Source organism: Nocardia jiangxiensis NBRC 101359 (genome assembly GCF_000308615.1).
GTDB lineage: Bacteria > Actinomycetota > Actinomycetes > Mycobacteriales > Mycobacteriaceae > Nocardia > Nocardia jiangxiensis.
In genome coordinates this window covers 123,848-146,230 of the sequence record NZ_BAGB01000041.1, presented here as the reverse complement: position 1 = coordinate 146,230, position 22,383 = coordinate 123,848, and the positions used below count along the sequence as shown (strand labels likewise).

21 protein-coding genes are annotated in these 22,383 nt (G+C 67.4%); 11 read left to right on the top strand and 10 right to left on the bottom strand.

Annotated elements, in window-relative coordinates; translation table 11 throughout:
• Position 1: 1 nt before the first annotated feature.
• Complete coding sequence (locus ON40_RS14815; protein ID WP_040822888.1) at positions 2–865, bottom strand: ABC transporter permease; 864 nt, start codon at positions 863–865, stop codon at positions 2–4.
• The gene (locus ON40_RS14810) at positions 865–1,743 is read right to left on the bottom strand and encodes an MlaE family ABC transporter permease (protein ID WP_040824036.1); all 879 of its coding nucleotides are present in this window, start codon (positions 1,741–1,743) and stop codon (positions 865–867) included. Before ON40_RS14810 ends, ON40_RS14815 begins: the two co-directional genes overlap by 1 nt.
• Before the next feature lie 256 nt (positions 1,744–1,999).
• Here ON40_RS14810 and ON40_RS14805 point away from each other — a divergent pair, with 256 nt between their 5' ends.
• On the top strand, positions 2,000–2,620 hold the full coding sequence (locus ON40_RS14805) for a TetR/AcrR family transcriptional regulator (protein WP_040822885.1): 621 nt from the start codon (positions 2,000–2,002) through the stop codon (positions 2,618–2,620).
• 69 nt (positions 2,621–2,689) lie between these two features.
• Here ON40_RS14805 and ON40_RS14800 read toward each other — a convergent pair whose 3' ends face one another.
• Positions 2,690–3,754 carry an enoyl-CoA hydratase/isomerase family protein gene (locus tag ON40_RS14800; RefSeq protein WP_051193124.1) on the bottom strand — a complete coding sequence of 355 codons (1,065 nt, stop codon included), beginning with the start codon at positions 3,752–3,754 and terminating at the stop codon, positions 2,690–2,692.
• 254 nt (positions 3,755–4,008) lie between these two features.
• On the opposite strand from ON40_RS14800, the gene ON40_RS14795 reads away from it, so the two are divergent.
• Together ON40_RS14795 and ON40_RS14790 are read left to right on the top strand one after the other, a co-directional pair.
• A complete protein-coding gene (locus ON40_RS14795) occupies positions 4,009–4,764 on the top strand; it encodes an SDR family NAD(P)-dependent oxidoreductase (protein ID WP_040822882.1) in 756 nt (251 codons plus the stop codon).
• 135 nt (positions 4,765–4,899) lie between these two features.
• A complete protein-coding gene (locus ON40_RS14790; RefSeq protein WP_051193123.1) occupies positions 4,900–5,727 on the top strand; it encodes an SAM-dependent methyltransferase in 828 nt (275 codons plus the stop codon).
• Positions 5,728–5,939: 212 nt separating this feature from the next.
• Here the strand turns inward: ON40_RS14790 and ON40_RS14785 are convergent, their stop codons facing one another.
• The 5 genes from ON40_RS14785 to msrB form a co-directional block, all read right to left on the bottom strand.
• Positions 5,940–7,988, bottom strand: coding sequence for an ArnT family glycosyltransferase (locus ON40_RS14785; protein WP_040822880.1), 2,049 nt, complete (start codon positions 7,986–7,988; stop codon positions 5,940–5,942).
• 106 nt (positions 7,989–8,094) lie between these two features.
• On the bottom strand, positions 8,095–9,018 hold the full coding sequence (locus tag ON40_RS14780; protein ID WP_040822877.1) for an alpha/beta hydrolase: 924 nt from the start codon (positions 9,016–9,018) through the stop codon (positions 8,095–8,097).
• A gap of 16 nt (positions 9,019–9,034) precedes the next feature.
• Complete coding sequence (locus tag ON40_RS14775) at positions 9,035–10,570, bottom strand: aldehyde dehydrogenase family protein (RefSeq protein ID WP_040822874.1); 1,536 nt, start codon at positions 10,568–10,570, stop codon at positions 9,035–9,037.
• 133 nt (positions 10,571–10,703) lie between these two features.
• Positions 10,704–11,219 (bottom strand): peptide-methionine (S)-S-oxide reductase MsrA, encoded by a 516-nt coding sequence (gene msrA, locus ON40_RS14770; protein ID WP_040822871.1) that lies wholly within the window; start codon positions 11,217–11,219, stop codon positions 10,704–10,706.
• Positions 11,216–11,671 carry a peptide-methionine (R)-S-oxide reductase MsrB gene (gene msrB / locus ON40_RS14765; protein WP_040822868.1) on the bottom strand — a complete coding sequence of 152 codons (456 nt, stop codon included), beginning with the start codon at positions 11,669–11,671 and terminating at the stop codon, positions 11,216–11,218. Before msrB ends, msrA begins: the two co-directional genes overlap by 4 nt.
• A gap of 308 nt (positions 11,672–11,979) precedes the next feature.
• On the opposite strand from msrB, the gene ON40_RS49855 reads away from it, so the two are divergent.
• Both ON40_RS49855 and ON40_RS14760 read left to right on the top strand, forming a co-directional pair.
• Positions 11,980–12,129, top strand: coding sequence for a hypothetical protein (locus ON40_RS49855; protein ID WP_245567805.1), 150 nt, complete (start codon positions 11,980–11,982; stop codon positions 12,127–12,129).
• A gap of 179 nt (positions 12,130–12,308) precedes the next feature.
• Complete coding sequence (locus ON40_RS14760) at positions 12,309–12,977, top strand: condensation domain-containing protein (protein ID WP_040822865.1); 669 nt, start codon at positions 12,309–12,311, stop codon at positions 12,975–12,977.
• A gap of 22 nt (positions 12,978–12,999) precedes the next feature.
• Here ON40_RS14760 and ON40_RS14755 read toward each other — a convergent pair whose 3' ends face one another.
• Positions 13,000–14,319, bottom strand: a complete 1,320-nt coding sequence (locus ON40_RS14755; protein WP_218008792.1) for a lipase family protein — start codon at positions 14,317–14,319, stop codon at positions 13,000–13,002.
• Positions 14,320–14,762: 443 nt separating this feature from the next.
• Here ON40_RS14755 and ON40_RS14750 point away from each other — a divergent pair, with 443 nt between their 5' ends.
• Together ON40_RS14750 and ON40_RS14745 are read left to right on the top strand one after the other, a co-directional pair.
• A complete protein-coding gene (locus ON40_RS14750; RefSeq protein ID WP_040822863.1) occupies positions 14,763–16,286 on the top strand; it encodes an alpha/beta fold hydrolase in 1,524 nt (507 codons plus the stop codon).
• A 72-nt stretch (positions 16,287–16,358) separates the two neighbouring features.
• Entirely contained in the window at positions 16,359–17,489 is a 1,131-nt protein-coding gene (locus ON40_RS14745; protein WP_085997718.1) for a serine hydrolase domain-containing protein, read from the top strand.
• A 38-nt stretch (positions 17,490–17,527) separates the two neighbouring features.
• Here ON40_RS14745 and ON40_RS14740 read toward each other — a convergent pair whose 3' ends face one another.
• The gene (locus tag ON40_RS14740; RefSeq protein ID WP_051193121.1) at positions 17,528–18,307 is read right to left on the bottom strand and encodes an aspartate racemase/maleate isomerase family protein; all 780 of its coding nucleotides are present in this window, start codon (positions 18,305–18,307) and stop codon (positions 17,528–17,530) included.
• Positions 18,308–18,441: 134 nt separating this feature from the next.
• On the opposite strand from ON40_RS14740, the gene ON40_RS14735 reads away from it, so the two are divergent.
• The 4 genes from ON40_RS14735 (at position 18,442) to ON40_RS14720 (ending at position 22,378) form a co-directional block, all read left to right on the top strand.
• Positions 18,442–19,380: a TauD/TfdA dioxygenase family protein gene (locus ON40_RS14735; protein WP_040822861.1), complete on the top strand. Its 939-nt coding sequence runs from the start codon at positions 18,442–18,444 to the stop codon at positions 19,378–19,380.
• 285 nt (positions 19,381–19,665) lie between these two features.
• A complete protein-coding gene (locus ON40_RS14730; RefSeq protein WP_040822858.1) occupies positions 19,666–20,313 on the top strand; it encodes an ABC transporter permease in 648 nt (215 codons plus the stop codon).
• Positions 20,310–21,644, top strand: coding sequence for an ABC transporter ATP-binding protein (locus ON40_RS14725; RefSeq protein WP_040822856.1), 1,335 nt, complete (start codon positions 20,310–20,312; stop codon positions 21,642–21,644). Before ON40_RS14730 ends, ON40_RS14725 begins: the two co-directional genes overlap by 4 nt.
• The gene (locus tag ON40_RS14720; RefSeq protein WP_040822853.1) at positions 21,641–22,378 is read left to right on the top strand and encodes an ABC transporter permease; all 738 of its coding nucleotides are present in this window, start codon (positions 21,641–21,643) and stop codon (positions 22,376–22,378) included. Before ON40_RS14725 ends, ON40_RS14720 begins: the two co-directional genes overlap by 4 nt.
• Positions 22,379–22,383 lie beyond the last annotated feature (5 nt).

Genomic DNA, 22,383 nt, shown 5'->3' with positions numbered 1-22,383 from the left:
GTCACCCGGTGAATGTGATGGGGGATTGGAATCCCCACAGAACGATGGTGGCGAGCATGTCCAGGGCGATGATCGACACGAGGCTGGCGCGGATGGCGCGGCCCGACCCGATGCCGACGCCTTCGGGTCCACCGGTGGCGAAAAAGCCTTGGTAGCAATGGATCAGGACGACCGCGATGGCGAACACCATCACCTTGATAGTTGCCGCGATGATGTCCCAGCCCAGGACGAACTGGTCGAAGTAGTGGTCGTAGGTGCCCGCAGGGGTGCCGTGGATGGTGGTCACGATCAGCTCGCACGAGAAGTAGCTGAGGATGAGTGCGACGACGAATGAGGGTGCGACAGCGATGATTCCGGCGATGACGCGGGTGGTGACGACGAAGGGAACCGAACGCACGCCGAGGGATTCGAGAGCGTCGATTTCCTCGGAGATGCGCATGGAGCCGATTTCGGCGGTCATACGGCATCCGGCTTGGGCGGCGAAACCCACCCCGGCTGCGATGGGGGCGAGTTCGCGGGTGACGCCGAACGCGGAGATCAGGCCGCTGAGCTGACCCAGGGACAGCAGATTCAGGGCGCTGTAGGCTTCGATGCCGATGGAGGCTCCCATGGCCGCGCCCATCAGCAGCATCAACGGGACTACGCCGCCGCCGATGATGACCGATCCGCGTCCCCAGGTCATATCGGTGATGACGGTGATGGTCTGCCGTCGATAGTGAATCAGCGTGTAGGGAATGGAAGAGAACACCTGCCAGATGAATCCCAGGACGAACCCGATGGATTCGATGGGAGCCAGGGGATGGATGCGTCGCCGGAGCCGGTTGAGGTTTCGAAATCCGGCCGGTGTGTAGGGGGTAGCGGTCATCAGGCCATCCTGACCGGGAAGAACATCGTAACCACCTGTGTGACAGCGGTATTGAGGACGGTGACCGCGGCGATGGACATGACCACGGCCGCGTTCACGCCGTCGGCGACGCCGCGGGGTCCGCCCTTGGCTTCCAGTCCGCGCTGGCAGGCGATGATCACGACCAGGAACCCGAAGATGAGTGCTTTGATCAGCGAGACCCAGATGTCGACCGGTGCGGTGAACGAGCCGAACGATTCCCAGTAACTGCCCGGAGTGACGTTCAAGGCGGTGACCGCGACCGCGAATCCCGATGCGATACCGACCACGACGATCAGGATGTTCAGGATGGGCGCGACGAGCATCATGGCGGCCATACGGGGGACGACGAGGCGTTGGATCGGGTCGATGCCCATGACACGCATGGCGTCGACCTCCTCGCGGACGGTCCGTGCGCCCAGGTCCGAGGCGATCGCGGCCGATCCCGCGCCGCCGAGCATGATGGCTGCTGCCATGGGTGCGCCCTGTTTGATGACGCCCAGGCCGCCCGCGGCGCCGATCATGGAGTCCGCGCCGAGTTGGGAGACGATGTTGCCGACCTGGGTGGAGACGATGACGCCGAAGGGGATGGCCATCAGGATGGCCGGGATGGCGGTGACCTTGATGAGAAACCATGCCTGGGTGAGGGTTTCGTGTATCTGGAACCGCATCCGAATCGCGTCGGTGACCCCGATGCCGATCGCGTCCACGCCCATGCGCAGGGCCCGGCCCAGCGTCGCCAGACTCGACAGGACCGTGTCCGAGAAGTTACGGCGCAGGGCCGCAACGGCTTTCGGAACCGGCGTGACGGACGGTGTATCCGAAACCTCGGGCCGTTCGTCCAGATCAGTGGTCGACATCGAACCTCCCTGTCCGACCGCATTGCCGTACCCGAGCCATGCGGCCGAACCTACCATATGATCTGGACCACATTCCAGACATCAGTCCGGAAACGTGCTCTGTTTTCTGGGATCGAGTCGGTTGCCGAATCGCCGATACCGGACAAACGACGCGAACAGCCCTGCGAGCAGCGATGATCGCGATTCATGACGTGACGGAACCACCCCCGACGGTGCGGAGTGTATGCACTCGCGTCGATGATGGGACGATGATTCGGTGAGCGCACCCAAACTGTGGCGAGGGCAGACGTTGCAGGATCGATCCGTCGACCGGCGCGAGCAGATTCTGGCGGTCGCATTCGATCTGCTCGGCACGGCCGGCTCCGCGGCGGTCACCATGCGCGCGGTGACGCGGGAGGCGAATCTGAGCCCGCGCTACTTCTACGAGAGTTTTCCGAACCGCGAGGATCTGCTGGTCGCGGTGTACGACCGGGTCGAGGACGGGCTGCGCGATCGGATGAAAGACGTTCCGCGCGAACTGGATCCGTCGGCCACGGTGCGCGCCGCCCTGGAGATCTGCGCCGCCTACTTCGAAGAGGATCCGCGCCGGGCGCACGTACTGCTGCGCGAGCCGCTCGCGAACGACGTCCTGCGTCCGCACAGTGCCGGTCGCGCACCGGTTTTCGTGCAGACTCTGGCAGCGGTCCTGGGATCCGATATCGACGCACTGGTTCCCGGCGACGCGGAGACTCTCGCCGTGGCCAGTACCGCGTTGAGCGGTTCGCTGGTGGCGCTGTATCTGGACTGGGTCGACGGGCGGCTGAAGATCTCCCGCGAGCGGCTGGCCGAATCCGCGACGAGGATCGCCCTGGCCGTGGTGGTCGCCGCCCAGGTCTGAGGAAGCGTCAGGGGGACAACGCAATTCGTTGCGAGCGCTGCGGCCGCCCGGGCCCGCGACGGTGACGACTCAGACCTGCTCGTCGACCAATCCCCAGGCGAGTGCGGTGTCGACGCCGATGTCGCGGCCGGTGAGCGCGAGAAATGCGGTGCGCCAGCGGCCGATTCGGTGAGTGATGCCGACCGTGCCGCCGGCTCCGGGCACCAGGCCCATGGACAGTTCGGGCAGTCGGATCCGAGTGTCTCCGGCGGCCTGGACGCGGCCCGCGAACGACGGCACCTCGATGCCCGCGCCGATGCACGCGCCGTGCAGGACCGCCCGCACCCGCGGCGCGAGGCGGTGCGTCGCGAGCGCGGCGCTCTGCTGGAGACGGACCAGGTGGGCCGCGGAAACGTCCGTCGCGGTGCCGAATTCGTCGAGATCGCCACCGCTGCAGAAGGATCGGCCGTTGCCGCGCAGGACGATCTCGCGGACCGAATCGTCGTGCTCGGCGATCGCCAGCCCGGTCAGTACGCCGTCGCGCACCGCCCGCCCGAACGCATTGTGCCGATCCGGGCGGTTCAACGTCACCGTCAGCACATCGCTGGTGCGGTCGAACAGTACCGGATCGGCCGCCCCGGGGACCTCACGTCGGGGTCGATCCGCCCGCCAGGCCGCGAATTCCGGACCGGCCAGCAACATCGAATAGGCCAGCGATTCGGCCACCAGCCCGTCCGCGACGCAGCTGCGGGAGGTCAGCTCGAGCAGCCCGGTCAGGGTCAGCGCCGCGCGGGGGGCGGCGCTGACGGTGGCGGCGATCTGCGCCAGGTCGTCGGTGGTTCCGGGCGTCCAGGTGCGGCCGGGACCGTTCGGGGCGAGTGTGCAGGTCAACGCCTCGAGTACCGGTGCGGCAGCCGGAGGTAAGTCTGTCCGGGCGAAGCCGACCACGATGACGGTGCGTCGTTCGAGTGCCGCCACCGCCGCATCAGCGTATTCCCACTGATCCAGGTTCAGATCGACAGCGATCATCGGGTTCGGGGGCAGGCTCGTCTCGTCGACGGCGAGATCGGCTGCGCCCCTGGCGATATCGGCGAGTCCGACCGTAGGTGCGACACCGCCGCGATCCGTCCCGCGAGCATTACCCGAAACCAGCATGCCGTCGACTTTTCCACAGCGCCGCCATGCCGTGCCGGACGGTCCGGTGATATCTGTCCGGAAGGCTGTTCCGCGTATCGGCGAAGCCCCGAAAGAACAGTTGATTCGACCTCGGCGCACTCGGCCGCCCAACGCATGCGAGGCGAACCGCAGGGTAGTTGGCAAATTTGTAGCTACACTCGCTGGCGAGTTCAGGGCGTTTCGGAAATCCATCAGTCGAACGCACCGGCGTTCGGCTCGGAGAGGAGTCGGACATGGCTGTCTACGATGTGGCGGACCGCTCGGCGATCGTGAGCGGCGGTGGTTCCGGTATCGGCCGGGCGGTGGCGCTGGAACTGGCCCGCAGCGGCGCGTCGGTACTGGTCTTCGATCTGAACGCGGGCAACGCCGCCGACGTGGTCGAGGAGATCCGCGCCGCGGGCGGCAGCGCGGCTCCGTTCGACGGCGACGCCTCCGATCCCGACACCGTGCGCCGCAGCGTCGAGGCGGCAGGCGAACTCGGGCCCCTGCGGATCGCGGTCAACAATGCCGGAATCGGCGGCGAGGCCGTACCGGTCGGCGAATACTCGACCGAGAGCTGGCGCAAGGTGCTGTCGGTCAATCTCGACGGTGTGTTCTACGGTGTGCGCGAACAACTTCCGGTCATCGCGGCGGCCGGGGGCGGGGCGATCGTCAATATGGCCTCGGTCCTGGGCAGTGTGGGCTTCCCGAATTCCTCGGCGTACGTCACGGCCAAGCACGGCCTGCTGGGTCTGACCCAGAACGCCGCGCTGGAGTACGCGCCGCAGAAGGTCCGGGTCACCGCCGTGGGCCCCGGTTTCATCGAGACCCCGCTGCTGTCCGCCACCATGGACGAGGAGGCGCACGCCTTGCTGGCGAGCAAACACGCCCTCGGCCGCCTGGGCACGCCCGAGGAGGTCGCGGGGTTGGTCGCATTCCTGGCCAGTGACGCGGCCACTTTCATCACCGGCAGCTATCACCTGGTCGACGGCGGCTACACCGCGCAGTAGCCGAATCGTGCGCGGCCCCTGGCGGATCGGCATCCGATTCGCCGGGGAATTTGTCCCGGTCGCGGCGTGTGGCGGGGCCCATGGTGGTTAACTCCTCAACGACGACAAGGCGAATCGTTCGATGAGAGGAGGGCCGTGCCCCACGCCGACGGACCGGTTGATCTGCAACAGGATCAACCCCACAGTGCTCGGATCTACGACTATTTTCTGGGCGGCCAGGACAATTACGCGGCCGATCGCGCCGCAGCCGAGAAGATCGAGCAGGCGATTCCCTCGGTGCGCGCGGTCGCCCGGGGCAATCGTCAGTTCATGGTGCGGGCGGTGCGGCATTTGTCCGCCGAACTCGGTGTGCGGCAGTTCCTCGACATCGGGACCGGTATTCCGACCGTGCCGAATCTGCATCAGGCCGCGCAGGAGAGCACACCCGACGCGCGGGTGGTCTACGTGGACAACGATCCGCTGGTGTTGGCGCACGCGCGTGCGCTGCTGGTCGGGCGGCCCCAGGGCCGCACGCGCTATGTGGCGGCCGATGTGACCGAGCCGGAGCGGATCCTGGCCGCACCGGAGGTCCGGCAGACGCTGAATTTCGACGAACCCGTCGCGCTGAGCCTGATCGCACTGTGCCACTTCGTTCCGGGCGACCGGATCTACGAGATCGTCGATACGCTGCTCGCGCCGTTGGCGTCGGGCTCCTATCTCGTGATGACCCATCTGACAACGGATTTCGATCCGCAGATGGTGGAGGGCACGGTGCAGGCGTACCGGGCGAGCGGGATCGAGATGGAAGCGCGCGACCGCGACGGCGTGGGTCGCTTCTTCCAGGATATGGACCTGCTGGATCCCGGTATCGTCGCCATCGAACGCTGGTTCCCCGGTGGCGTCGAGCCGGAGGTGACCCGCCTGGCATCCGCGGGCCAGGAGCCCGCGGCGGCCGGATACGCTGCGGTCGGCCGCAAGCGCTGACCCGAAACTCCTTGGGGCACAGCGTCGGAATCGGTTGAGGCGCCGAACCGAACCATGCCGCTGATGACCGACCCCTGGGCCGGGTGCAGGTGGCGAGACGGGCCACCGTGCGGTGTCGCCGGGAGGGTGGAGGCGGAGCCCGCTGGGCGGCAATGCCGAAGGCCCGGCGCGCAGCAAGATCGATTGCGTGCCGGGCCCTTCCGTGCGAGCGATCAGCCCAGATAACCGCTCAGGTTGTAGACCGTCGCGTTGCCGACCTGCTGCGGGGTGAACGTTGCGGTCACCCAGTTGGTGATATCGGTGTGCTGGTTGCGGCCGAAACCACCTGAGCCACCGGGCATCCGGGCGGGATCAGCGGTCTGCGACCGTTGCGTCCGGGCGCCGCCGGTCGCGGACCGGTCGGCTGTACCGGTGGTGTCCGTGCGGGAATCGAAGCTGCCGTTGCCCTGACCGCGACCGTTGGACTGCACCACGTAATAGCCGATCTTGCCCGCCTTCACGTCGGCCTGAAACTCGGCCAGCGTCGGTGTCGGATCGCTACCGGAGAATCCGCCGATGGCCATCACGGCCTTACCGCTCTGCAGTTCCAGACCGGCCGCACTGGACGAGCCGTTGACTGCCGCGGCCCAGGTCGAATTCGTCTTCTGCAACAGTGCGGTCAGCTGCGGGTTCGCCTGGGCCTGCCCCCAGTCACCGTGCCCGTCGGCCTGGGCCGGGCCCACGGTCGGCCCGCCGCCGGAGTGCGCGGTGGCGACCGTGGCCACCGAGTAGGCCGCCGCACCCGAGAGTCCGCCCAGGAGCCCGACCGTCAGTACCGCCGCGGCGAACCTGCGGTGGGCGCGATGCGTCCACGGGATCGCCACCAGCACCGCGGCGAGCAGCGTCACGATCAGGATCGCCCAGCGAAGTTCCGGATACCAGCCGCTGTTGCGTTGCAGCAGAACGAAACTCCACACTCCGGTCACCGCGAGCAGCGCGGCCGCGCCCAGTCGTCCGAAGAGCGTCTCGCGCCGGGTCCACATCTCCCGGATGCCGAGCGCGAACATTCCGGCCACGGCGGGCGCGATCGACAGGCAGTAGTAGGGATGGACCATCCCGTTCATGTAGCTGAGCACAGCGCCGTCGATGATCATCCAGCCGCCGAACACGATCGCGGCCGCACGCATCAGGTCGGTGCGCGGTGCGCGACCCCGCGAGATGAGCACCAGGACGAAGGCCAGCAGCGCGGCGGGCAGCAGCCAGCCGATCTCGACGCCGAACTCACCGCTGAACAGGCGTTCCACCCCGCGAACCTGGCCGCCGAAACCGCCGAATCCGGGATGGCCCGCGGGCAGCTGCGCGGCAGCGTGCGCCGGGGGAGTCTGCGCATGCCCACCACCGCCACCGCCGTGGTTGCGGCCCAGGACGCGGGCGAAGCCGTTGTAGCCCAGCACCAGATTCATGAAGTTGTTGTCGGTCGATCCGGCCAGATACGGTCGGCTCGACGCGGGCCACCACAACGTCACCAGCACATACCAGCCGCTGGCGACCAGCAACGCGACCAGCGCGCCGAACAACTGCACGATGCGGGTGCGGATCGGGTTGGGTGCGGCGATCAGATAGGCCAGACCCAGCGCGGGCAGCACCATCAGACCCTCGAGCATCTTCGCCAGGAATGCGAAACCCAGTGCCGCACCGGCCAGTACGATCCACAGCGTCGAGGCGTGCTGCAATGCGCGCACGGTCGCGTAAGCAGCGGCCATCATGAGCAGCACCATGACCGCGTCGGGATTGTTGAAGCGGAACATCAGCGCGGCGACCGGCGTCAGCGCCAGTGCCGCACCTGCCAGCAGCCCGGCGTGGTGGCTGTTGCTCACCCGCCGGACCGCGCCGTAGAGCAGCGCGACCGCCGCCACGGCCATCAGCGCCTGCGGGATCAGCATGCTCGCGCTGGAGAAGCCGAAGATGCGGCCGGACAGGCCCATAACCCACTGCGAGACGGGCGGTTTGTCCACGGTGATGAAGTTGGCCGGGTCCAGCGACCCGAACAGCAGGGCCTCCCAGCTCTTGGAACCGGCCCAGGCGGCCCCGGCGTAGAACTGGTTCCCCATCCCGTTGATGGTGATGTTCCACAGGTACAGCACCGCCGTCGCGATCAGGAGCGCAGTCAGACCGGCGCGTTCGACGGCTCTGCCGCCGAATCCGCCGGCCGATGCGGGGGCCGCGGGACGCGGCGGGACCACCGATGAGGTGTCCAGGACTGATGTCGTCACGGTGACCATTGAGCCCTGCGCAGTCGGTAGCTTCCTGTGAGCAGCCCGTGAGCTTGCCGTGTACGACTTCAGCAGGCGCGCGACCAGGCGTGTGGTGGCGGTGCTGTGCCCTCGATTACAGGTCGTCCTGGTCCGGCTGACCGTCGAACGCGGCCGAGAGCGCGGCGACCTGGGCTCGGAAGAACGCCTTGGCCACCTCGGCCCCGGCCTCGACGTGGTCGAAGCCGTGATACGCGCCCGGGACGACCTCGAGCGCACAGGGCACCCCGGCAGCACGCAGCCGCTCCGCGTAGGCGATGTCCTCGTCGTGGAACAGGTCGTGGGTGCCCACGCCGATCCACGCGGGTGGAAGTCCGGTGAGATCCTCGTGCCTGGCCGGGACCGCCAGCGGGGGAACGGCGCCGACCGACGCCGGACCGAGATAGGAGTTCCACCCCAGCCGGTTGCTGTCCTGATCCCACATCCGCAGGCGGCTGCGATCGATGTCGGTGCGGGCGCTGCTGCGATCGTCGAGCATCGGATAGACCAGCAGTTGCATGATCGGATGGATGCGTCCGCGATCGCGGGCCAGAATCGCCAGGGCTGCGGTCAGGCCGCCGCCCGCACTGTCCCCGCCGATCGCGATGCGGTCCGCGTCGACATCGGGATGCGTTGCGAGCCAACGCAATCCGGTGTAGCAATCCTCCAGCGGAATCGGAAACGGATATTCCGGGGCGAGGCGGTACTCGACCGAGACCACGATCGCGCCCAGCCGATCGGCGAAGGTTCGGCAACGGGCGTCGTCCATGGCCGCGGACCCCATGATCAGACCGCCGCCGTGCACCCACAGCACTCCGGGCCGTGGGCCGTGGCCGGTGGTGGGCCGGAACACCCGGATCGAGACCCCGGGCCCGGCCTGTTCGATCACCGCGTTCGCGGTGCGGCCCGGTGGTTGCAGACGGACGAGCCGACGGATCAACCACAACCGGCGCGGCCCCACCACCGAATGTGGCAGGAACCGCGCCAGGCGCAGATCGGGATGGAAATTTGTTGTTGTCATCGCCTATTCAGATGTATCAGGACAGCAGGCGACGCAGCAGCCGATTGCCGAAACCGTACCGGATCAGTCCGTCCAGACTCTGAATCGTCTTCTCCGAGTACGGATACCAGATGCTCTCCCGCTTCGGCTGCCACCGGTCGATGAGCACCGGCTGGGCGTGGGTGAAACTCCGCAGCGCGTCGGTGCCGTTGACGTGCCCGAGACCGCTGTCCTTGCGCCCGCCGAAGGGCGCCTCGGGCACGCCGTAGATGACCGCGGCGTCGTTGTGAACCACCGAACCCGTGGTCAGCTGGGTGGCGATGCGGCGCGCCTTGGCGGCGTCCTTGGTGAAGACCGACCCGCTCAACCCGTACTTGCACTCGTTGGCCAGGCGGATGGCCTCGTCCTCGTCGCGCACCCGCATGACGGCCGCGATCGGGCCGAAGGTCTCCTCGGTCATCAACTGCATGTCGTGGTGCGCGCCGACGACCAGGGTCGGCTGGAAGTAGAGCCCGTCCCCGTCTGCGGGCGCACCGCCCACGACGATCTCCGCACCCTTTTCCTTGGCGTCCTCGATATGCCGGGTGACGATGTCCATCTGGCGATCCCAGAACAGCGGGCCCATATCGGTATCGCCCGGCCCGTAGGTGATCTCGGCGGCCTTCTGCGTGACCAGGCGGATGAATTCGTCCGCGACGCTGTCGACCACGTAGATCCGCTCGACGCTCATGCAGACCTGACCGGTGTTGAACATCGACAGGTACACCGCACCCGCCGCGGCGCGCTCGAGATCGGCGTCGGCGCACACGATCATGGCATCCTTGCCGCCGAGTTCGAGGGTGCAGGGCAGCAGGCGGTCGGCGCAGGCCGCGGCGATCTTGCGGCCGGTGCCGACGCTGCCGGTGAAGCAGACCTTGTCGATCTCCGCGGAGACCAGAGCGGCGCCGGTTTCGCCGTCGCCGCGCAGGACCTGCACGACGTCCTCGGGAACGCCCGCCTCGTGCAGCACCTTCGCCACCCACTCGCCCGAGCGCGGGGTCACCTCGGAGGGTTTGAACACGACGGTGTTGCCCGCCAGCAGCGCCTGTACGACCGGATTGAGCGACAGTACGAACGGCGCGTTCCAGGGCGTGATGACACCGACGACGCCGAGCGGCTGATAGTGGATGAACAGTTTCTTGAAGGGGCGCAGATAGCCGTGCAGCGTCTGCTTGTGCGCCCGCAGATCCTTGCGGGCGCGCCCGCTCCAATAGTTGAGGAAATCGCAGGCCGGGACAATTTCCACGCCGAGCGCCTCGGCCTCGGGCTTACCGGTTTCCTCGCGGACCGTCGCGGCGATCTCCGCGCGCCGCTGCACGATGACGCCCACCGCGGCGCGCAGGATGTCGGCGCGCTCGGCGATGCTGCGCGCGGCCCAGGCCGGTTGCGCGGCGCGGGCGCGGGCGACCGCGGCGCTCACCTCGGCACTGTTCTCGACCTCGAGTTCCCCGATGGACCGGCGGTCCACCGGGCTGTCCAGGGCCAACCGGCGGCGGTCACCGTCGGCCGACGGCAGGGTGCGGACGATCGCCATGGTCTTCTCCTCGATGAGCTGATGGACACCTGTCTGGAAGGTACTACGCTCATCTGTGCACAACAAGACTCGGGTCACTGTGCGGGAAAAGCCGTGGGGGACCGGCCCCCCACGGCACGTCCGGATCGAGATGCTACTGCGCGGCAGCCTGGCGCTTGGGCAGTTTCCAACCGGGGCGCGGGAAGTGGCAGGTGTAGCCCTGCGGGTAACGCACCAGATAGTCCTGGTGTTCGGGCTCGGCCTCCCAGAACGGAGCCGCCGGGGTCACCTGGGTGACGACCTTGCCCGGCCACAGACCCGAGGCGTCGACGTCGGCGATGGTGTCCAGGGCGACGCGCTGCTGATCCTCGTCGAGGTAGAAGATCGCCGACCGGTAACTCGAGCCGACGTCGTTGCCCTGCCGGTCCTTCGTGCTCGGATCGTGGATCTGGAAGAAGAACTCGAGCAGCGCCCGGTAATCGGTCTGCGCCGGGTCGTAGACGATTTCCACCGCCTCGGCGTGGCCCGGGTGGTTGCGGTAGGTGGCGTTGTCGTTGAGCCCGCCGGTGTACCCGACCCGCGTGGAAATCACTCCTGGCTGCTTGCGGATCAGATCCTGCATGCCCCAGAAGCATCCACCGGCCAGGATCGCGGTCTTCGTGTCGGTCACACTTGCTCCTTCGTGAACAGGGTCTTGTACGGACCGTAACCCTCCGCCTCGAGGTCGTCGAGGTGGATGAATCGCAGTGCCGCGGAATTGATGCAGTACCGCAGGCCGCCCGCCTCGCGGGGACCATCGGTGAACACGTGCCCCAGATGACTGTTGCCGAAGACCGAGCGGATCTCGGTCCGGATCATCCGATGGCTCAGATCCCGGCTGTCGACCACGGCATCCGCGCTGACGGGCTTGGTGAAACTCGGCCAACCGCAGCCGCTGTCGAACTTGTCCAGCGAGGTGAACAACGGCTCACCGGAGACGACGTCCACGTAGATGCCCGGTTCGTGGTGATCCCAGTACTCGCCGGTGAAGGCTCGCTCGGTGCCGTTCTCCTGGGTGACGTGGTACTGCTCGGGCGTCAGCGCCGCGACCGCAGCCGGGTTCCGGTTGTATTCCTGTGCCACATGACCTCCTCTTGTCGACTACCCGTTCAACGTGTGCGCCGTGCCGGAAAATCCCGGGGTAGGGGACGTCATACTTCGGTCACCATTGGCTGGCAGGGGAGTTGTCGATCGACCGTGAGCGCGGGATGCCTTCGGGGAGTTCGAGTGACGGAGGAGCTGTGGTGTCGGGGTAGGGGATACTGCGCCGAAGCCGAATCTGAACGGGCAGTGGAGGATTCGTGCATTTCGACGTTCGTTCCCGTCAGGTTCGCTGGAATGCTCCAATCGGCAGTTGCTGTATATTAAACGACGAAATTGGCATATGCGCATTGAACTATGTCAGACCGGGCGTGTTCGCGGCGGTGCTGCGGGCCTCGGCGCTCGAGGTGAGCAGTGCCGAGCGCCGCGAGGCGATCGCGATGACCGCGGAGATGATCGCCGCGTGGGCCGAGGCCGAACGTAACGGCGTGGTGGCCTGACGCCGTGCGCGCGCGGATGTGAGATGCGCGTTTGGCATCCGACTCAGGGGATGCGGCGGATCATTGGTCACGGTCACAGAGTTCTCGGCGACGCCTGGATAGCGAGTCGATTGCTGTCGTACTTTGACGGAGTAGGCACGGGCAACGGGGCCCGTGGTTGTCCGCGAGATGAGGTACCGGTGGTCGATCTCGGATGGTTCGACGCGTGGCGCCCGCGGTCCGGGCGCCTGATCACCTGGGCCGTACTGTCCTCGGCGCGTGCGGCGATGCTCGAGACGCCGGCCTGCTCGGCTCAGGTTCCCGGCTGGCAGCAACGTTATATGCGCGCGTCCTACCGGCTGGCCGGGACCGACTGCCGGTTGGCCCGGTTGTACGTGCTCGAGTTCGATGTCGCCGGTCGCCCGCAGGTTGCGGCGATGACCCGGGCGGTCACCGAATTTGTCCGGCGTCACGACGTGTTCCGCAGCTGGCTCAGCGTCGAGCCCGACGAGCGCGTCGTGTGCCACATGCTCGATCCCGACGAGGTCGAGTTGGTCGCCCGGGTGCGCGAGGACATCGCGGAGGGCGCGGCCATCGGCGAGATCGTGCGGTCCGGGGTGCCGGACGCATTGCATTGGGATTGTTTCGGTTTCGGTGTGATCGAGCACGAATCCTCGTTCACGATGTACATGGCCGTGGACCGCCTGCACACCGGCAGCGTGGCCGCGCTGTCGGCCGATGCGAATCTCCTGGCTCTGTACCGGCACGAGGTGTGCGGCGGGGGAGAAATCCGCTCGGCGCCGATGAGCCGAGCGTCGGCGCCGCGAAAATTCGTGGTCCATGCCGACGCTCGGCCGCGTGCCTGCTGACGTGACCGCGCGGTCACGGCGCTCAATGCACCACACACCCCCGGGTCTGTGGGACGCCGGCGAAGCGGTCAGCGAGGAAGTTCATGGCGCCGAAGGCTTCGCCCGCCGCGGCACCGAGGTGCATCGGGAACAGCGAGTGGATCGCGGTGAGGGTGGCGCCCTGAGCGCAGTAGCTGCCGAGAAGGGCGTTGTAGCCGGCGACGGGGATCTTGTCGTCGGTGAGGCTGTGGTACAGGTACATCGGGGTGTCGGGGGCCGTCCGGCCTAGTTCATTGGGGGCGGCGGCGATGCGGAATGCGTTCTGTGCCAGCAGGTTCGGGACCTTGGCGAGGTCCTCGATGTGGACGTCGGCGTATCTCTTGGCCTGATCCGCACCGCAGGCGGAGGTGTCCGCGGTGAGCAGCGCACGCTGGCCGCGGTTGTTCAGCAGGTCGGCCAACCGGGAGCCGGGTTCGTCGCGGGCCAGCCCGAGCAGGATCAAGATCGCGCCCGCCTCACCGTCGGCGCGTTGTGCCATGGCCGGTATATCGGTGGGGATTCCGCCGGCGCTGGTGCCGGCGAACCGCACATCCGGTGCGTATTCGTGACGCAACTGCGTGGCCCACAGCGTGGCGAAGGCTCCGGCCGAGTATCCCCAGGCGCCGATCGGGCTCGCGGCATTGATGCCGGTCGCCGGGTAGGACCGCGCGGCCCGGATTCCGTCCAGGACTCCACGCCCGGATGTCACGCCGTCGAAGAGCCGGGAATTCGGTCCTTCGTAGTCGCTGACCACGACGGCCCATCCGCGACGCAGTGCGTCCGCGATGAACGGCGCATCCTGCATGGTGCTCGCCATATCGCCCCCGCCGCGCAGCGTGGCCGACGGTGCGCACCGGGTGTCGAGGCTGTTCTCGGGGACCTGGTACGCCAGCACCGGCCGAGGCCCGTTCGAGGGCATCGGCGGCACCAGCACCGTGGTCACGTCCAGCTGCGGATGCTGTTCGGAATCGGTTGTGCGATAACGCAATTGCCATGCCGACACCGGTACCGGCAAGCCGAGCAGCGAGATCGGCCGCGCTCCGAGCACCGCGCCGTTCGGGTGTGCCGCGAGATCGGCGGGTGCGGAATAGAAGGGATCCTCGGCCGGGGGCAGCACTGCGGCCTGCGCGGCCGGTATCGCCAATGCTGCCGGCAGCGTGATCATGGTGAACGTGAGGGCCGCGAGCCACAGCCTGCCGATCCGCCGCCACTTCGCTGGTTGCGGGGTCGCGCCGTCGGCCGCGAGCCCGAGCGCATCGGTAGTCGAACATGCTGTGTGGGAAGGATTTTCCTGATATGTCGGCGACCTGTGCCCGGATTTCATCATTTCTCCCGCGTCCGCCTGTCCGACGGGCAGGCTCTGTGTACCTGCACCGATCCTGGGACGCGAAATCACGGTAGCATAACAATTCGAATTCTGATCGGAAAAATTTCAGCGGCGATCGAGACAGTCCGGCGACGAGGGAGGAGTTTCGTCTCGTCAAGCTTAGGGTGGCGCAGATGCCTTTCTCGAACGTGGCGGGCAATTGTCCAGCGCACGTTGCTATTACAGACCTTCTGTGATCCATGCACGCACGCGGTCCTTATGGAACCATATGGTCAGAGCCGTAACCATCGCGTGATGGGGCAGGAGTGGATGATGTGACTGTAAATCTCAACTTGATGGAGCCGGTATCAGCAAACGTCAGTAGTGTGCTGATTCGAGACCTCGGAAATGGCTTGTACGGAATCAGGGATGTGCACCGGAGGTTGCGAGCAGGAGATGCGATGCGGATGCGATGGGTTCGATGGCTGGTACTGGGCGTCATATCGGCCGCCGCATTCACCACCGTGCCGGTCGGACCGGCGAGCGCCGATCCGGTAGAGGATATTCCGAGCGGGCTGGCCTCGTTCTATCACCAACAGCTGCACTGGAAATCGTGTAACGACGCGACGCTCGACCGTGCGGGGGCGCAGTGCGCGGGAGTCGTCGTACCGCTCGACTACAACCGGCCGGACGCGCGCACGCTGACCGTGGCGATCTCGCGTATTCCGGCCACCGACCCGGCCCGCCGACGCGGGATCATGCTGTCCAACCCGGGCGGTCCCGGCGGTCCGGGCCTGGGCATGATGGCCGACCTCCGGGATCGGTTCACACCCGATGTCCGCGCCCGCTACGACCTGATCGGCATGGACCCGCGCGGTATCGGCCGATCGGACCGGATGAACTGTGTGCTGCCGCTGCCCACCATGCTGTTCTCTGCCGGTTTCGACGCCTTCGGCTACGCGCGCGACGCGAGCCTGGCCGCCGCGTTCGCGGCTTCCTGTCTCGCGCCCGATCCCGAGAAGGCGCGGTTCATCACCACCCGCAACACCGCCCGGGACATGGATGTCATCCGCGGTGCGTTGGGTGAGCCCAAGATCAACTATTTCGGCGACTCCTACGGCACCTACCTGGGCGCGGTGTACACGCAGATGTTCCCTCGGCACAGTGACCGGATCGTGCTGGACAGCGCCCTGGACCCGGACCGCTACTGGCTCGGCGCGTACCAGGACATGGGCCCGATCAACGAGGCCGCGCTCGACGACTGGGCGATCTGGGCGGCCAAGCGCGACGCCGACTACCACTTCGGTCGCACCGCACCGCAGGTTCGAGCCTTCGTCGAGGACATGATCCGACGTGCCGCCGCGCATCCGGTCGTCGGCAGCGGTTATCTCATCGACGAACACACCGTGCCGATGATGCTGCTGTCGCTGCTGTCGAATCCGCGGAAGAACCCCGACCTCGCCGCGGTCGTGCGGACCATATCCGATGGAGTGTCCGGGCTGCCGATCGATATGGAGCAGCTGAAGGCGAAGATCAGCGGACCCGTTCCGCTGGAGGCCGCGGGCATGGCCGCAGTCCAGTGCGGTGACAAGGCCGCCCCCCGAGATCTGGGCTGGTATCAGCGCAACATCGACAGTGTGCGGGCGACACAGCCGGTATTCGGCGCGTTCGCCAACAACATCACCGCCTGCGCGTTCTGGCCGGATCCGATCGAGCCGCCCACAGTGGTGCGCAACTCGACACCGGCGTTGATCCTGCAGGCGACCCGCGACACTCGCACCGCCTACCAGGAAGGCGTCGCACTGCACCACGATCTGACCGCGTCACGAATGGTCACCCTCGCCGACACCCGCGTGCACGGCGTCCTGCACTCCGACCTGAGCCGGTGCGTGAACGACATCGTCGATGCCTATCTGCGTGACGGCACCCTCCCCGGTGCCGACCGGACCTGCGAACGCGACCCCCAGTATCGCTTCGACTACTGATCGACCGAAGGTTGTTCGCACCCGGTGCTCCGGTCCGATGTGTTCGCGGCTCCGGGTTCCTAAGATCGGATCATGGGTATGCGAGCCCTGGCACTCTCGATCTGCGCACTCGCAGCGCTCCTGCCGGCCTGCACGATGCACTCGGCCGGGCCGGTCGCTGTCCCGTCGGATGCCCTCGCCCGCCTCGAGCGGGTGCACGGCGACCTCGACGCGATCGTCCGCTCGGGTGCTGTCGGGGCCATTGCCACGCTCAGCGAAAACGGCGCGTCCACCGTCGTGACCGCTGGCCGCGCCGATATCGCCACGGGGGCCGCGATCCCTACCGATCGTCCCGAGCATGTCCGGATCGGCAGCATCACCAAGACCTTCACCGCCGCGATCGTGCTTCAACTGGCGGCCGAGCACCGACTCGACCTCGACCAGCCGATCGAGACGTATCTCCCCGGTCTGCTCACCGGTGACGGCGTGGACGGACACGTCATCACCGTCCGCGAGATCCTGGGGCATCGGAGCGGACTGCCCCAACCGGCCGACTCGCCGGAGACCAACGACTACGAGGCGGCGCGCCTCGGCCGCACCTTCACGCCGGCACAGTTGATCGCATTCGCCCTGCGGTATCCCGCGCAGTTCGCCCCGGGCGCCCGATTCGAATACGCGAACACCAACTACATCGTCGCCGGCATGCTGATCGAGGCGGTGACCGGACACCGCTACACCGATGAGCTCCGTGACCGCATCCTCACTCGGCTGGACCTGCCCGGTACCTACCTTCCGGCCACCGGTGAAACCGGTCTGCGCAACCCGCATCCGACCGGCTACGGCACCGTCGACGGCATCGTCACCGACCAGACGCGCATCGAGCCGTCGCTGTCGTGGTCCGCTGGCGCGCTGGTCAGCACAGGCGCCGACCTGAACCGGTTCTTCACCGCCGTGCTGGCCGGACGGGTGGTGCCAAGGCCCCAACTCCGGCAGATGCTCGACGGGACCGATATGGGCCACGGCGACGGCATGTCCTACGGGCTCGGCATCGCGTACACCCAATTACCCTGCGGCGCAAAGTATGTCGGTCACCTCGGCGATATTCGCGGCTTCTCCGCCATCTCCGGCGCCACCGCAGCCGGTCGCGCGGTCACCGTCTCCTACACCGGCACACCCGCGGCCGTGGACGTCCGCAGCGTGCTCACCCACGCACTGTGCGGGTGAGCGCTCGGACGCCTCGCCGCCTCCCGACCTCATCGGACTCATCCGCGGTCAACGGTCGGTGCTGCCCGGGAGAACAGTGGCCCCGCGTCCGGCGCAACGGGACGCAGGTCCAGGAGTTGGCCCGCGGCCCACAGTGTGACCTGGGTGGCGGTCAGGACCGGGCATCCGGCGGTTCGCTCGAGATCTGCGGTGAGCCGCTCGGCATGAAGTGCTGTCTCGGGCAACAGGATCGCCTGCGCCCGGGGATCCGCGGCCCGCGTCACGAGATCCGTGATCTGCTCCGGTGACCAGGTCGCCAGGTCGCGGTCCGAGCGGGCCGAAGCGTCCACGCGCCGCACCACCTGTGCACCGGCCTCCTGAACTCGCTCGATGAAGTGGCCGGACAGCTCGGCGTGGTAGACCGAGGCCAAGGCGACGGTGTCGAGCGACAGGCGGCGAATCGCGCGCTGGTAGGCGGCGGTCGTGCTGGTGGCCGGGCATCGCGCGATGCGCTCGATGGTCCGGATCTGCTGATCGACGGCCCCGGCCCCGTCCAGGAAGCTGGAACTGGTGACCGCGAACGCCACGGCGTCGAGGGCACGACCGTGCAGGGCCCCGGGCAGGACGCGTTCGAGGTGCGCCGCCGATCCGAGCCGCCGCAGCGCAGCGATGACCTGCTGGACGTCGAGTGTGGCCAGATCGTCGACGTCGTGCGGCCACGGGATGTAGACGATCTCGAGGCGGAGTACCGGATCGAGCCGGGCGGCGAGGTCGGCGAAATCGTCCTCGCCCGCGCCGGGGGTGGGATACAGCAGGCCCACCACCGGTTTCCTGCCCATGGGTTCGCATGCTAACCCGGAGCGCCCGCCCGACGGCGGGAGTGTTCGGATCCCGGTGACCGTAATGCTGGTCCGGGCGAGTCGTGGGTGGTTTCCTCTGATCCGATCCCGAGGTTCGAGCGAAAGGCCACACCATGCCCGTCGACGACACAGCCGGCAGCCGGACCGGCGTGCAGGTGGTCAAGCTCGGTGCGCACATCGGCGCTCGCATCGAGGGGGTGCGGCTGGGCGGCGAGCTCGCCCCGGTGACCGTGGCGCGCATCCGCGCGGCACTGCACGAGCACAAGGTGATCTTCTTCCGCGGCCAGCAGCATCTGAGCGAGGACGGCGAGTACGAGTTCGCGCAGTTGCTGGGTGAGCCGACCACCCCGCATCCGACCGTCACCTCCGCGGGCGCCAAGAGCTTGGCCATCGATTCGCGTTTCGGCCGCTCCAACAGCTGGCACACCGACGTCACGTTCGTCGACCGGGTGCCGAAGGCTTCTGTGCTGCGGGCGGTTTCGCTGCCCTCCTATGGTGGCTCGACCACCTGGGCCTCGACGGTGGCGGCGTACGAGTCGCTGCCCGCACCGCTGCAGCGGCTGGCCGAGAGCCTGCGCGCGCGCCACGACAACCTGTACGACTACGCGGCCACCGCCGAGGATCACCCGGACGAGACCGTGCGCGAATATCGCCGCGAATTCGAGTCCACCTACTTCGAGACCGAACATCCGGTGGTGGAGGTGCACCCGGAAACCGGTGAACGCGCTCTGCTGCTGGGCGGTTTCGCGCGGCGCATCGTCGGGGTCTCCGGCGCGGAATCCGCTGCGCTGCTTCGCCTTTTCCAGGATCGGGTGACCCGGCTGGAGCACACCGTGCGCTGGGACTGGTCGCTGGGCGATGTCGCGATCTGGGACAACCGCGCCACTCAGCACTACGCCGTGGACGATTACGACGGCAGCGAGCAGCGCAGGCTGACGCGCATCACGCTCGCCGGTGCGGTTCCCGTCGGCGTGGACGGCGTGCCGAGTGCGGTGATCGCGGGCGATGCCGGGCATTACTCCTCGGTCGCTCCGCTGGCGCGCGCGGCTTGAGTGGTTACCGTGAGTACGGCCAAGCCATCTCGGGATCGATTGTGCCACAGCAGATTCAGATAGTAGTGAGCCGCGGTTGCGAGGCGGCGGCCGATTCGCCGATGGCTGCTGCTCGCGTCGGCGACGGGCGTATCGGAAGCGCCGATGTCGGCAAGCGCGGCGAATCGCCCGAAATGCGTGGTACACCCATGCACGGGCGTGATCGAGTAGTCTTCGACGACCTGCGGGTCGGGTGACAGGCGCAGGCAACGACCGGCCGATGCCCGGCCGATGAGGGGAATTCCGTTGAATTTGTGGAACTATGTGCGAGGGCGGGGCGAGTTTCTGGCATTCCTGACGTATCAGCACGCCTCCCTGGCATTTCAGACCGTTCTGGTCGGGACCGTGGTCGCGGTGCTGATCGCGGTGGCGGTCTATCGGCTGCCGTTGGTGGCGGCGCTGTCGCTGACCTCGAGCCGGGTCGCGCTGACGATTCCGTCCCTGGCGCTGCTGGCCCTGCTGCTGGTGCCGTTCGGGCTCGGGGTGACGCCCTCGTTCCTGATGCTGGCCTTCTTCGCCGCGCTGCCGGTGATCGGCAACGCGATCGTGGGCCTGCGCTCGGTACCGGCCTCGGTGGTGGAATCCGCACGGGGAATCGGCTTTTCGCGATGGCGGATCCTGCTGACCGTCGAGTTGCCGATCGCCTGGCCGGTGATCCTGACCGGGATCCGGGTCTCGACGCAGATGATCGTGGGCGTGGCCGCCATCGTCGCCTACGTGCTGGGCCCGGGTCTGGGCTCGCTGATCTTCAACGGCCTGTCCCGGCTCGGCGGCGCGAACGCCCTCGAAATGGCTTTGACCGGAACCATTCTCATCGTCCTGATCGCGTTGGTCTTCGACGCGTTGCTCGTCCTGCTCGGACGGCTCACGATCGCAAAGGGATTGTCCTCATGACCGACGAGGTGACCACACCGCCCGCTCCGAATGGCCAGGAGCGCACCGTGACCGGCGTGTCCATCACGCTGGACTCGGTCCTCAAGCGGTACAAGGGCCAGGCCACGCCGGCGGTCGAACGCCTGGACCTCGAGATCGAAGCGGGCGATATCGTCGCGTTCGTCGGCCCTTCGGGATGCGGCAAGACGACCACGCTGAAGATGATCAACCGGCTGATCGAGCCGACCGAGGGCCGCATCCTGATCGGCGGGCGCGATGTGACCAAGGAACCTCCGGACAAGCTGCGCCAATCCATCGGCTACGTCATCCAGTCCGGCGGCCTGTTCCCGCACTGGACGGTCGCGAAGAACGTCGGGGCGATCCCGCGCGTGCTCGGGTGGGATCGCAAGCGCATCGCCGAGCGCACCGAATATCTGCTCGATCTGGTCGGGCTGGACCCGAAGACGTTCGCCGATCGGCTGCCCAAGGACATGTCCGGCGGGCAGCAGCAGCGCGTGGGCGTCGCGCGGGCGCTGGCCGCGGACCCGCCGGTGCTGCTGATGGACGAGCCGTTCGGCGCGGTGGACCCGATCACGCGAGTTCGCTTGCAGGACAGCCTGATCGCGATTCAGCACGAACTCGGCAAGACCATCGTGATCGTCACCCACGATTTCGAGGAGGCCACCAAACTCGGTGACAAGGTGCTCATCCTGTCCGAGGGCGGGCATATCGAGCAGTACGCGCGCCCGGAGGAGATTCTCACCAGTCCCGCCACGCCGTTCGTGCAGGAATTCGTCGGATCCGGTGCCAAGCTGGCCTATCTGACCGTGCAGCGGGTGCGGGACGTCGAGTGCGATGAGGTGGTCACCGCGCGGATCGGCGAACCCGCGCAGACGGTGATCGATCGCGCGAAGGCGGCCGGGCACAGCTGGGTGGTCGTGGTCGACGAGGCCGGGCGGCCGCGTTCGTGGCCCACGCTCGAGGAGGTGGCCAGCAAGCCTGAGGTGTCGGACTACCTGGATCGGCGGCTGCCCGTGATCGCGCGGTCCTCGACCCTCAACGACGCGCTCGATGCCATGCTCGCCGCCAGTCAGGGCGCCGCGCTGGTGACCGACGGTCGCGGGGCGGTGGTCGGCTCGCTGAGCATCGGGTCGGTCACCGAGACCATTCAGGCCAAGCTCGCCGACGTGCGGTCCGACGAGGAGGAGCCCTCCTACGAAACGTACGTCGACGGCACCGATCCCGCGCCGACGCCGGTCGTTGCCGCCGAGGACGAACTCGGAACGGCAGCGCAGGACGAGCCCGGAACGGCCGCCGAAGACGAGCCCGGGACGGCGGCGGAGGTGTCATGAACCGGCTGCGCCGCGTCCCGCTCGACGTGTGGTTCGAGCCGGTCGTGATTCTCGTCATCGGGATCGGATATTTCCTCTGGTACCGGTCCACGACCCTGACCGCCACGGAGCAGGCGTCGCTGGGCTGGGGCAATCTGCAGACCACGATCCTGTCGCACATCAAACTGACCGTGGTCGCCACGCTGATCGTGGTGGTCGTGGCGATTCCCCTCGGTATCGCGCTGACCCGGCCCGCCGCCAAACGATTCGAGCCGATCGCGGTGAATATCGCCAACATCGGCCAGGCCGCGCCCGCGGTCGGCCTGCTGGTGCTGTTCACGTTCTGGCTGGGCACCGGATTCCGCACGGCGATCGTGGGTTTGGTCGTCTACGCGATCCTGCCGATCCTGCAGAACACGATCGTCGGGCTCCGGCAGGTGGATCAGCGCACGATCGAGGCGTCGCGCGGCATCGGATTCTCCGCCGCGCGAACGCTTTTCCAGGTGGAGCTGCCGCTGGCGGTGCCGGTGATCCTCAACGGCGTGCGCACCGCGCTGGTGATCCTGGTGGGCACCGCGACATTGAGCACGTTCATCGGCGCGACGAGCCTGGGCACCTTGATCACGACCGGGGTGACGTTGTTCCTGCCGAAACTGCTCGTCTCCGGCGCGATTCTGGTCGGCTTGCTGGCACTGATCATCGACTGGCTCGGACGCCTGGTCGAGCTGGCCGCGACCCCGCGGGGTGTGTCGTGAGGCCG